11 protein-coding genes and 1 tRNA gene are annotated in these 11,438 nt (G+C 65.4%); 9 read left to right on the forward strand and 3 right to left on the reverse strand.

Annotation, left to right across the window (positions count from 1 at the left end; all coding sequences use genetic code 11):
* The first annotated feature begins 227 nt into the window (after window positions 1–227).
* Complete coding sequence (rbp, locus tag ACMGEZ_RS29120) at window positions 228–629, forward strand: RNA-binding regulator (protein WP_436825759.1); 402 nt, start codon at window positions 228–230, stop codon at window positions 627–629.
* A gap of 94 nt (window positions 630–723) precedes the next feature.
* On the opposite strand, the gene ACMGEZ_RS29125 is transcribed toward rbp, so the two are convergent.
* Window positions 724–808 (reverse strand) — tRNA-Leu (locus tag ACMGEZ_RS29125).
* A 51-nt stretch (window positions 809–859) separates the two neighbouring features.
* On the opposite strand from ACMGEZ_RS29125, the gene cysM reads away from it, so the two are divergent.
* The 4 genes from cysM (at window position 860) to ACMGEZ_RS29145 (ending at window position 3,829) form a co-directional block, all read left to right on the forward strand.
* Window positions 860–1,762 carry a cysteine synthase CysM gene (cysM, locus tag ACMGEZ_RS29130; RefSeq protein ID WP_436825769.1) on the forward strand — a complete coding sequence of 301 codons (903 nt, stop codon included), beginning with the start codon at window positions 860–862 and terminating at the stop codon, window positions 1,760–1,762.
* A gap of 121 nt (window positions 1,763–1,883) precedes the next feature.
* Complete coding sequence (locus ACMGEZ_RS29135) at window positions 1,884–2,441, forward strand: NUDIX domain-containing protein (RefSeq protein WP_436825770.1); 558 nt, start codon at window positions 1,884–1,886, stop codon at window positions 2,439–2,441.
* A gap of 31 nt (window positions 2,442–2,472) precedes the next feature.
* On the forward strand, window positions 2,473–2,700 hold the full coding sequence (locus ACMGEZ_RS29140; RefSeq protein ID WP_436825760.1) for a sulfurtransferase TusA family protein: 228 nt from the start codon (window positions 2,473–2,475) through the stop codon (window positions 2,698–2,700).
* 13 nt (window positions 2,701–2,713) lie between these two features.
* Entirely contained in the window at window positions 2,714–3,829 is a 1,116-nt protein-coding gene (locus ACMGEZ_RS29145; protein WP_436825761.1) for an SGNH/GDSL hydrolase family protein, read from the forward strand.
* On the opposite strand, the gene galU is transcribed toward ACMGEZ_RS29145, so the two are convergent.
* Both galU and ACMGEZ_RS29155 read right to left on the reverse strand, forming a co-directional pair.
* On the reverse strand, window positions 3,810–4,700 hold the full coding sequence (galU, locus tag ACMGEZ_RS29150) for a UTP--glucose-1-phosphate uridylyltransferase GalU (RefSeq protein ID WP_436825762.1): 891 nt from the start codon (window positions 4,698–4,700) through the stop codon (window positions 3,810–3,812). The two genes, ACMGEZ_RS29145 and galU, sit on opposite strands and share 20 nt — an antisense overlap.
* 88 nt (window positions 4,701–4,788) lie before the next feature.
* On the reverse strand, window positions 4,789–7,659 hold the full coding sequence (locus ACMGEZ_RS29155; RefSeq protein ID WP_436825763.1) for a valine--tRNA ligase: 2,871 nt from the start codon (window positions 7,657–7,659) through the stop codon (window positions 4,789–4,791).
* A 180-nt stretch (window positions 7,660–7,839) separates the two neighbouring features.
* Between ACMGEZ_RS29155 and yaaA the strand changes: the two genes are divergently transcribed.
* From yaaA to queF, 4 genes are read left to right on the forward strand one after another with little or no spacing between them, the layout of a single operon-like run.
* Complete coding sequence (gene yaaA / locus ACMGEZ_RS29160) at window positions 7,840–8,625, forward strand: peroxide stress protein YaaA (protein WP_436825764.1); 786 nt, start codon at window positions 7,840–7,842, stop codon at window positions 8,623–8,625.
* On the forward strand, window positions 8,622–9,464 hold the full coding sequence (locus ACMGEZ_RS29165) for a 2OG-Fe(II) oxygenase (protein ID WP_436825765.1): 843 nt from the start codon (window positions 8,622–8,624) through the stop codon (window positions 9,462–9,464). Before yaaA ends, ACMGEZ_RS29165 begins: the two co-directional genes overlap by 4 nt.
* A 34-nt stretch (window positions 9,465–9,498) precedes the next feature.
* Entirely contained in the window at window positions 9,499–10,392 is an 894-nt protein-coding gene (locus ACMGEZ_RS29170; RefSeq protein ID WP_436825766.1) for an alpha/beta fold hydrolase, read from the forward strand.
* Complete coding sequence (gene queF / locus ACMGEZ_RS29175) at window positions 10,389–11,246, forward strand: NADPH-dependent 7-cyano-7-deazaguanine reductase QueF (protein WP_436825767.1); 858 nt, start codon at window positions 10,389–10,391, stop codon at window positions 11,244–11,246. The genes ACMGEZ_RS29170 and queF overlap by 4 nt, the downstream gene beginning before the upstream one ends.
* Window positions 11,247–11,438: the final 192 nt, after the last annotated feature.

The following is an 11,438-nucleotide window of genomic DNA, read 5'->3' on the forward strand; positions in this document are numbered from 1 at the left end:
GACGCGCTGAGAGACCCGCCGATCGGGGCGCCTCGGAGAACTAGGCATCCCTCCATAGGAAAATTGACCTGGACCACGAAAAGTGCGCGACAATGCCGGGGCGTCGCTTTAGTTCGCTTTGGCTTCGCAATTGGGTAATCGGTTCAGTTTCGCGCCACTGCGCATCCTTGCTTGTTGTGACTCTGGGACTCCATCGATTGTTTTTTTGGTTTGATTAGGAGTCCTCCATGGGCAAGAAACTTTACGTAGGCAACCTCGCCTATTCCGTCCGCGACAACCATCTGGAACAGGCGTTCGCCGCCTACGGTTCCGTTGCCAGCGCCAAGGTCATGATGGAACGCGACAGCGGTCGCTCCAAGGGCTTTGGCTTCGTCGAAATGGGCAGTGATTCGGAAGCGCTCGCAGCCATCGAAGGCCTGAACGGCCAGTCGCTGGAAGGCCGCGCCCTGACCGTCAACGAAGCCCGTCCGATGGAGCCCCGTTCGCCCGGCGGCTTCGGCGGCGGCGGCGGTGGCCGCAGCGGTGGTGGTGGCTACGGTGGCGGCGGTGGCGGCTACGGCGGTGGTGGCGGCGGCAGCCGTAGCGGCGGTGGTGGCTACGGCGGCGGCGGTGGCCGCGGCGGCTACTGAGCGCCTGTCGGCATCAGCACAAAAGGCTCCCTCGGGAGCCTTTTTTGTTGTCGCGTTCCTTCGACAGACGACGTGGACAGTGCCACTTTGGCCGTGGTGCCCGGGGCCGGAATCGAACCGGCACGCCTTGCGGCGGGGGATTTTGAGTCCCCTGCGTCTACCAATTTCACCACCCGGGCAGGGGAAGGAAGAGAGCTCAAAATTATGGCACAGTGCCTGCCATGGCAAACGTGAACTACCCGACGATCGAGGACGCGATCGGCAAGACGCCGCTGGTCGCGCTACAGCGCATCGATGCAGCCGAGAACTCGAAACGCGGCAACGTGATCCTCGGAAAGCTGGAAGGCAACAATCCCGCCGGCTCGGTCAAGGATCGGCCGGCGCTCTCGATGATCAAGCGTGCCGAGGAGCGCGGCGAGATCAAGCCCGGAGACACGCTGATCGAGGCCACTTCTGGCAACACCGGAATCGCACTCGCAATGGCCGCGGCCATCAAGGGCTACCGCATGGTGCTGATCATGCCGGAAGACCTCTCGGTCGAGCGTGCCCAGACCATGAAGGCATTCGGTGCGGAACTGGTGCTCACGCCCAAGAGCGGCGGCATGGAGTACGCGCGCGACCTGGCCGAGCAGATGGTGGCGCAGGGCAAGGGCCGGGTGCTCGACCAGTTTGCCAACCCGGACAATCCGCGCATTCACTACGAGACCACCGGCCCCGAGATCTGGGCCGACACCGGCGGGCGCATCACGCACTTCGTCAGCGCGATGGGCACCACCGGCACGATCACCGGCGTCTCGCATTTCCTGAAAGAGAAGAACCCTGCGGTGCGCATCATCGGCGCTCAGCCCGAGGAGGGCTCGCGCATCCCTGGCATCCGCAAGTGGCCCGAGGAGTACCTGCCCAAGATCTACGAGCCCAGCCGCGTCGATCAACTGGTCCATGTGAGCCAGGACCACGCCGAGGAAATGTGCCGGCGGCTGGCGCGCGAGGAGGGCATCTTCGCGGGCATCTCGTCGGCTGGGGCGCTCTGGGTGGCGCTCGAGATCGCGAAAAAGGTAGAGAACGCGACGATCGTCTTCGTGGTCTGCGACCGCGGCGACCGCTATCTCTCCACCGGCGTCTTCCCGGCATGAGGCGGGCCGTTCCGATGGCGAATAGGACCGCAACCGAAGGCGAAGGTACTCCGGTGAGCCGCGGGGCAGCTCCCGAGGCGAAGACCGCAGTACGAAGTGCCGAGGCGTCGCCATGAGCGCGATGAACGAACCCAAGTTCTGCTCGGCTTGCGCCACGCCCCTCGCCCGCATCGAGCTTGCCGAGGACGGAGGGCCCAAATCGCGCCTGCGCTGCCCAGCTTGCGGATGGACCCACTGGAACAACCCGACTCCGGTGCTGGCCGCGATCATCGAATATCGCGGTCAGGTGCTGCTGGCGCGCAACGCCGCGTGGGCGCACAAGATGTATGCGCTGATCACCGGCTTCATGGAGGCCGGCGAGACGCCACAGGAAGGCATCGCACGCGAGATCAAGGAAGAGACCAACCTCGACACCAGCGCCCTCGATCTGGTCGGCGTCTACGACTTCCAGCGCATGAACCAGGTGATTATCGCCTACCACGCGGTGGCCGACGGCGAGGTGCGGCTTTCGCCAGAGCTGGTCGACTATCGGCTGTACGAGCTGGCCGCTTTGCGCTGCTGGCCGGCGGGCACCGGCTACGCGCTGGCCGATTGGCTGCGCACACGCGGGCACGAGCCGCAGTTCCTTGAATGGTCAAGGCCCGTGACGCCCTCGCCCGACGGGACTGCCGCCTCCTAGAATTTCCGGCAGTCCGGCAGAAGGAACACCGATGGACATCCACAAAGAAATCGACACCCGCGGACTCAACTGCCCGCTGCCCATCCTGAAGGCAAAGAAGTCGCTCAACGAGATGCAAAGCGGGCAACTGCTCAAGGTGATCTCGACCGACCCCGGCTCGGTGCGCGATTTTCAGGCCTTCGCCCGCCAGACCGGCAACGACTTGATCGACCAGCAGACGGTGGGAGACGACTTCATCCACGTCCTGCGTCGCCGCTGAGGGTACTTCCGCCGTGAAGCGCAGCGCCCGCCTCGCCGCCGGTGGCTTGGCGCTGGCCATGGCGGCTGGGGCACTCGTACTGGCCTTGTGGAGCGATGGCATGCCGCACAACGCATCTGCGCGTTCCGCTTCGGCGTCGGACGCGATCCCGCTCGCCGTGGTCGGCGATTCCAACAGCCACTCCTACCAGGACAAGACCTGGTTTCCCGCGGACAGTACCGAGCGCGGCGGCGCCTTCCGTTCACGCACCTTCCAATGGACCGAGGTGCTCGCGCGCCTGCGCAGTCAGCAGCTCGATCCCGGCCCCTGGGTGCGCTGGGGCCGTCCCGGGGTGGTCGCACGAGCACGCGAATGGATCGGCCTTCCTGGCGGTCGGGCACCGCGCAAGGAAGACTATCTGTACAACTTCGCCAACTCCGGCGCTGCCTGCAAGAATCTGATGCAAGGGCGCTTCCGGCAGGTGCCGCGGCTGGTCGCTCTGATGGACGAGGAGCCCGAGCGCTGGAGGCGCGGCGTGGTGGTGATCCGCATCGGCCTCAATAACTGGGCCGGCCTGTTGGAGCTGCAGGCGAACGATCCTGATGCGCCCGAGTTGCGCGAGGTGATGGCCTACTGCAGCGGCGAGATCGGCGCGGCGGTCAGGCGTATCCACGCTTCGCACCCGGCCACCCGCATCCTGCTGGTGGGCGTCGGCAACGAGGCGGACGACCCCGCGAACTTCGATCGCTGGCAGTCGGCCGAGGAGTCTCGCAACATCGCGGCCGCACTCGATGCCTTCAATGCCTCCATCCGTCGCTTGACCGAGGGCGATGCGCGCCTGGCCTATTTCGACGACGTGGCCTGGTTCCGGGCGCATTGGGGTTCGCGCAATGCCCACGGCAAGCCCGACTACAAGACGGTGGAGATCGGCCCGGCGCTGCGTGTAACGAACACCATCGGGGACGACCCGCGCAACTCGCTCCTCGCGGACCTGCATCCGGGGCTGGTATGGAACGCGCTGTGGGCACAGGCGCTGGTGGCCCGCTTGCGCGATGCCTTCGATTTGCCGCTCGCGCCCATCGAAGACGAGGAGCTGCGCCGCTTCCTCGAACCGCTGACGGCCGTCCCTGTTAAAGCTCCAGGGTCTTGAGGTAAGCGCGGAACTGGGCGCCGACCTCCGGGTGCGCGAGCGCGAGTTCGACGCTGGCTTGCAGGAAGCCCTCCTTGCTGCCGCAGTCGTAGCGCACGCCCTGGTATGAATAGGCGTAGACGGCTTCCTTCTTCATCAGCGAGGCGATGCCGTCTGTCAACTGGATCTCGCCGCCTGCGCCCTTGGGTTGGCTGCGAATTTCGTCGAACACGCCGGGCGTCAGGATGTAGCGGCCCGCCACACCGAGCCTGGAGGGTGCATCCTCGGGCTTGGGCTTCTCGACCATGCGATTGACCTTGACCATGCCTTCCTCGACAGCGTCGCCGGCGACGATGCCATAGCGCTTGACCTGCTCCAGCGGCACCTCCTGCACCGCCAGCACGGAGCCGCCGAGCCGGGCGAAAGCCCGCGTCATCTGTGCCAGCACGGGCTCGCCGCCTTCGGGGCCGACCATCAGGTCGTCAGCCAGCAGCACGGCGAAGGGTTCGTCGCCGACCAGGTGCTCGGCGCACAGCACGGCGTGGCCCAGGCCCAGCATGCGCGGCTGGCGCACGTACGAGCAGGTCATGTCGTCCGGCATCACCGATTGAGCGATCCTGAGCAGCTCCAGCTTGTTGCTGGCCTCGAGCTGGCTCTCCAACTCGTAGGCGGTGTCGTAGTGGTCCTCGATCGCACGCTTGTTGCGGCCGGTCACGAAGATCATGTCGCGGATGCCGGCAGCGTACGCCTCCTCGACGGCGTACTGGATCAGCGGCTTGTCCACCACAGGCAGCATCTCCTTGGGTTGTGCCTTGGTGGCCGGCAGGAACCGGGTGCCGAAACCGGCGACGGGGAACACGGCCTTGCGGATGCGCTTGGTGGAAGTGGACATGGGCTTAGCGTTTGGTCGGTGAATCGGAGGAGGGCGGCGCTCGGCGGCGCCCGACTCGAATACTAAAGCTCTCCGTGGTCAGCATGTGTCAGCCGAGGCGCACAAGCTGGTCGCGCAGCCGCTCGAGGGTGGCGCTGAAGTCCGCCAGCCGCTTGCGTTCCTGTTCGATCACCGCGGCCGGCGCCTTGGCAACGAAGGCTTCGTTGCCGAGCTTTGCATTGACCTTGGCGATCTCGCTCTCGATACGAGCGATCTCCTTGCCGATGCGGGCCCTTTCCGCGGCCTTGTCGATCTCCATGTGCAGGCACAGCCGCACATCGCCCACAACGGCGACGGGGGCCGCCTCGGCGGCTGCGGCCCAGCTCGCCTCATTGTCGAAGACCTTGACTTCCTTGAGCTTGGCCAGCGCCTGCAGCACCGGGGCGGCTTCGCGCACGAAGGTGTTGCCCTCCGCGGTGTCGGCCACGGTATAGAGCGGCAGGCGCATGGCGGGCGAGACATTCATTTCGCCGCGCAACGTGCGACAAGCGTCGACCAGCGATTTGAGGCGCGCGACGTGAGCCTCCGCGGCCTCGTCGATCTTCTCGGGTTGACTTTGCGGATAGGGCGCGATCATCACCGACTCGCCATGGCGGCCGGCCACCGGCGCCACCTTTTGCCAGAGCTCCTCGGTGATGAAGGGGATCAGCGGATGCGCCAGGCGCAGCAGGGCCTCGAGCGTGCGGATCAGGGTGCGGCGGGTGGCGCGCTGCTGGGCGGGCTCACCCTGCTGGATCTGGACCTTGGCGATCTCGAGATACCAGTCGCAGAACTCGTCCCACGCGAACTGATAGATCGCATTGGCAACGTTGTCGAGCCGGTATTCCTCGAAGCCCTTGGCGACCTCGGCTTCGACGCGCTGCAACTGCGAGGCGATCCAGCGGTCGGCCTGGCTGAACTTGAGGTAGCCGTGGGCCGGACCTCCCGGAGCGCATTCTTCCTTGGTGTGCTCGCGCAGACCGCAGTCATGACCCTCGCAGTTCATCAGAACGAAGCGGGTCGCGTTCCACAGCTTGTTGCAGAAGTTGCGGTAGCCCTCGCAGCGCTTGGGGTCGAAATTGATGTTGCGGCCGAGCGAGGCAAGGGAGGCGAACGTGAAGCGCAGCGCGTCGGCGCCAAAAGCGGGAATGCCGTCCGGGAACTCCTTCTGCGTGTTCTTGCGCACGGCCGGTGCGGTCTCGGGGCGGCGCAGGCCCTGAGTGCGTTTCTCCAGCAGCTCGGGCAGGGCGATGCCGTCGATGAGATCCACCGGGTCGAGCACATTGCCCTCTGACTTGCTCATCTTGTGGCCGTGCGAATCGCGCACCAGCCCATGAATGTAGACATGCCTGAAGGGGACGCGGCCGGTGAAGTGCTTCGTCATCATGATCATCCTGGCGACCCAGAAGAAGATGATGTCGTAGCCGGTGACCAGGACGCTGGAGGGCAGGTACAGATCGTAGTCCTGCGTCTTCTCTGACCAACCCAGCGAGGAGAAGGGCACCAGCGCCGCGGAGTACCAGGTGTCGAGGACGTCCTCGTCGCGCACCAGCGTCTTGCCCGGGGCCTGCGCCTGGGCCTCTGCTTCGCTGCGCGCCACGTACAGATTGCCTTCGGTGTCGTACCAAGCCGGGATCTGGTGGCCCCACCAGAGCTGGCGCGAGATGGTCCAGTCCTGGATATTCGCCATCCAGTGGTTGTACGTGTTGACCCAGTTCTCGGGCACGAAGCGCACTTCTCCCGAGCGCACCGCGTCGATAGCCTTCTGCGCAATCGACTGGCCGTTGGCGTCAGGCTTTGTCATGGCGACAAACCACTGATCGGTCAGCATCGGCTCGACCACGGCGCCGGTGCGCGCGCAGCGCGGGACCATGAGCTTGTGCTTCTTGGTCTCGACCAGCAGGCCCAGGGCCTCCAGATCGGCCACGACCGACTTGCGGGCGTCGAAGCGATCCAGGCCGCGGTACTTCTCGGGCGCGTTGTCGTTGATGGTGGCATCCAGCGTCAGCACGCCGATCACGGGTAGCCCGTGGCGCTGGCCCACCGCATAGTCGTTGTGGTCGTGCGCGGGCGTGACCTTGACTACGCCGGTGCCGAATTCCTTGTCGACATAGGTGTCGGCGATCACCGGGATCAGGCGGTCGACGAGGGGCAGCTTCACCTTGCGGCCGATCAGCGCCTTGTACCGCTCGTCTTCCGGATGGACCATGACGGCAACGTCGCCCAGCATGGTTTCGGGGCGCGTGGTCGCGACGATCAGCGATCCGGAGCCGTCCTCGAGCGGGTAGGCGATGTGCCAAAGGAAGCCCTCCTCCTCCTCGCTCTCGACCTCGAGGTCGCTCACCGCTGTCTTGAGCACCGGGTCCCAATTGACCAGCCGCTTGCCGCGGTAGATCAGGCCTTCCTCGTAGAGCCGCACGAAGGTGTCGGTGACGACTTTCGAGAGCTTCTCGTCCATCGTGAAGTACTCGCGGCTCCAGTCCACCGTGTCGCCCATGCGGCGCATCTGGTTGGTGATGGTGTTGCCCGACTTCTGCTTCCATTCCCACACGCGTGCCACGAAGTTCTCGCGGCCGAGGTCGTGGCGGCTGATCTTCTGTTCCTGCAATTGGCGCTCGACCACGATCTGGGTCGCGATGCCCGCATGGTCGGTGCCCGGCACCCACAGCGTGTTGTCGCCCTTCATGCGGTGGTAGCGCGTCAGGCTGTCCATGATCGTCTGGTTGAACGCATGGCCCATGTGCAGGGTGCCGGTCACGTTCGGCGGCGGCAGCTGGATCGCGAAGGACGCTGCGCCTTCCTTGGGCTGGCCCGTGCCGCGAACGCCTGCTCTCGCGTAGCCGCGCCGCTCCCACTCGGGACCCCAGTGAGCCTCGAGGGCGGCGGGTTCGAAGGATTTAGACAGGCTCTCGAGGCCGGGCTGGGACAAGGTGTCGCTCATGGGTGCAAAGACGAAAACGGCATCCCGCAGGATGCCGTTCGGGTGGGTTGGGGAAGCCCCGATTTTATTCGAGCGCGATCCGGGGTGGGGTTCAGCACCAGCTGATCGCCGGTGTGCGATGCAGGGCGACTCTAACCCCCTTCGCGCCGTCTCGCCTCGGTCCCGCGGGATAATTCGCGGATGCTGTTTTTGCTCTCCCCGGCCAAGTCGCTCGACTACGAAACCCCAGTGTCCGGCACCCTCCCTGCCACCCAGCCGCACTTCGAGGGGCCCCGGGGCCCCGCTGCAGAACTCATCAAGATCTTGCGCGAAAAGTCGCCGCAGCAGGTTGCCGAGCTCATGGGCCTGTCCGACAAGCTATCGGCACTCAACGCGACGCGCTACGCGGCCTGGGCCTCCAAGGGCAACGCCCACAATGCGAAGCAAGCAGTGCTGGCCTTCGATGGCGATGTCTACGGCGGGCTCGACGCGAAAACTCTGAGCGTTGCACAGCTCGAATGGGCGCAGGAGCATGTCTGCATCCTGAGCGGTCTCTATGGTGTCCTGCGCCCGCTGGATCGCCTCCAGCCTTATCGGCTCGAGATGGGCACGCGGCTGGCCAACAGGCACGGCAAGGATCTCTACGCCTTCTGGAACACACGCATCTCCGAGTACCTCAACCAACGATTGGCGGCGGACCGCACGCCGGTGGTGATCAACCTGGCTTCGCAGGAATACTTCAGATCGGTGGACCTGAAGGTGCTGAAGGCGCGGGTGGTGGAGTGCGTGTTCGAGGAGTGGAAGAACGGCAAGTACAAGGTCATCAGCTTTTTCGCCAAGCGCGCCCGGGGCCTGATGGCGCGCTGGGCCGTGCTGCACAAGTCCTCCACCCCCAAGGCGCTGGAGAAGTTCGATCTCGAAGGCTATGCTTTCGACGCCCATGCCTCTGCGCCGGAGCGTTTCGTATTTCGAAGGAGATCAGCGTGACGAGTCAAGCGATCAGTCCCGAATTGCGGGAATGGGTTGTCACCCAGCTCGCAGCTGGGCATTCCATCCCCAGCCTGCGTACCTCGATGCGCGAGGCGGGCTGGCATGCCGATGCGGCGGATGCGGCTCTCGCGGAGGTCGAGGCACAGGCAGCGGGCCACCCGACCATCGCTGTTGCACGGACATCGATGCCGGGGCCGGATTTGTCGAACGCGCCGCTGTACATCGATGCTGGCGATCGTCGCGTGCAGGTGCTTCAGACGCTGCGGCACCCGCGGGTCATCGTGTTCGGCGACCTGCTCTCGGATGACGAATGCGAGGGCCTGATCCACACGGCGCGGCAGCGGCTCGCACGCTCGCTCACCGTGGAGACCCAGACAGGCGGCGAAGCGCTCAATGTCGATCGCACCAGCGACGGCATGTTCTTCGAGCGGGGGGAGAACCCGATCGTCGCACGCTTGGAGCAGCGCATCGCGTTGCTTCTGCGTTGGCCGCTGGAGTTCGGCGAGGGCCTGCAGATCCTGCGCTACTCGCCTGGCGCCCAATACCGGCCGCACTACGATTATTTCGATCCTGGCGAGCCCGGCACGCCCACCATCCTGCGCCGTGGCGGCCAGCGCGTGGCCACGCTCGTGATGTACCTGCAGGAGCCGGAGCTCGGCGGTGCCACGACGTTCCCCGACGTGGGCCTCGAAGTCGCGCCCAAGCGCGGCACCGGCGTCTTCTTCAGCTACGAGCGGCCGGATCCGGCGACGCACACCCTGCATGGGGGTGCCCCGGTGCTGGCGGGCGAGAAGTGGGTGGCGACCAAGTGGTTGCGCGAACGCGAGTTCCGCTAGGCACTGCGCCAGCCTGCAAGGGGCTGACCACGTCATGAAACTCAAAGCCAACGGCATCCAGATCGAGGTCGAGGACAGCGGTGGCGAAGGTCGGCCGGTGGTGCTCCTGATCATGGGCCTGGGCATGCAGCTCATCGCCTGGCCCGAGGAATTCGTGCGAACTCTGGTCGACGCCGGATTCCGCGTCGTGCGCCACGACAACCGGGATATTGGTCTCAGCCAGGGCTTCGACCACGCCGGCACGGGCAACCTGGTCTGGCAGAGCGTCCGGCATCGCATGGGCCTGCCGGTGCGCTCGGTCTATTCGCTGCAGGACATGGCCGACGATGCGCTCGGGGTCCTTGATGCCCTGGGCATTCGACGCGCACATGTGGTGGGCGCTTCGATGGGCGGCATGATCGCGCAGCGCTTGGCCGTCGCAGCGCCGCAACGCACCGCAAGCCTGGTCAGCATCATGAGCTCGAGCGGGGCACGCAATCTGCCGGGACCGCGACCCGACGTCGCTGCGGCGCTGATGCGCCGGCCGGCGAGCCGGACCGAGGCCGCGCTGGTAGCGCACAGTCTGGGCGTGGTCCGGCTGATCGCCAGCCCCGCATATGCCCAGGATGAGCGAACCCTGACCGATCGCATCACCCACGGTCTGCGTCGTGCCTACCGGCCGGCTGGCATCGTGCGGCAGATGCTGGCGATCGGCGCCGACAGCAGTCGCCATGCCTTGTTGGGGCGAATCTCCAGCCCCACGCTGGTCCTGCATGGCGACGCGGATCCGCTGGTGCCCATCGCCTGCGGCCAGGATACGGCGCGCCGGATTTCGGGCGCGCGCTTCCTCTCGGTGCCCGGCATGGGCCACGACCTGCCGCCACCGGTGTGCGACATCCTGCTGCAATACATCATTCCCTTTTTGCAGACTGCCGAGAAGCATGCATGAGCCTAGACAACACACCTGAACAATCGCAGCTGGGGCGAACCTCTGCCTATGTCGAGCGTTACGACCCCGGCCTTCTGTTCCCAATTCCGCGCGCCACCCAGCGCGAAGCCATGGGCATCGCGAACCAGCCGCTGCCGTTCTTCGGTGCGGATCTCTGGACGGCCTTCGAGCTCAGCTGGCTAAACGCCCGCGGCAAGCCGCAGCTCGCGATTGCGCATTTCACGGTGCCTTGCGAGACGCCCAATATCATCGAGAGCAAGTCCTTCAAGCTCTATCTCAATAGCTTCAACAGCACGGTGTTTGCGAACTTCGAGGCTGTGCGCGAGCGCCTGCGCGCGGATCTGGGTGAGGCGCTGTGGCGAGGCAGCGACCGGGACGCCGGCATCGGAGTGAAGCTGGTGGCGCCCGATTTGTTTGGCCGCGAGCAGGTGCACGAGCTCGATGGCCTCGATCTCGACCGCCTGGACATCGAGTGCACGCACTATCAGCCCGCACCGGAGTTGCTGTCGAGCGATGCGACGCTGGGGCCTGTGACGGAAACGCTCTGCAGCCGCCTGCTCAAGAGCAACTGCCTAGTGACGGGGCAACCCGACTGGGGCAGCGTTCAGGTCCGCTACAGCGGCCCGCCGATCGACCAAGCGGGCCTGCTGGCCTACATCGTGAGCTTTCGCAATCACAACGAATTCCATGAGCCCTGCGCCGAGCGCATGTTCTGGGACATCTGGCGCCGCTGCCAACCGACGAAACTGGCTGTTTATGCGCGCTACACCCGGCGTGGAGGGCTGGACATCAACCCCTTTCGAGCCAGCTGGCCGCAGGCATTGCCCCCGAATACAAGGACGGCGCGGCAGTAGGGCGCGCTGGTCGGGAGTTCGATGGTGGGTTGACGCGAAAAATTGAGGAGCGATTGCGGAGCGGACGAAATCCGTGCCATAATCGAGGGCTCCGCTGAAGGCGAGTTGTTGAGGTTCTGAGGGGCTTTGATGGCTGGTCTGGGTGGGGTTGAGGGGTTGATTGGGGCTGTGTTGATCGAGAGGTTGGCGGGT

The sequence above is a fragment of the Variovorax stachyos genome (assembly GCF_051400855.1).
Lineage (GTDB): Bacteria > Pseudomonadota > Gammaproteobacteria > Burkholderiales > Burkholderiaceae_C > Variovorax.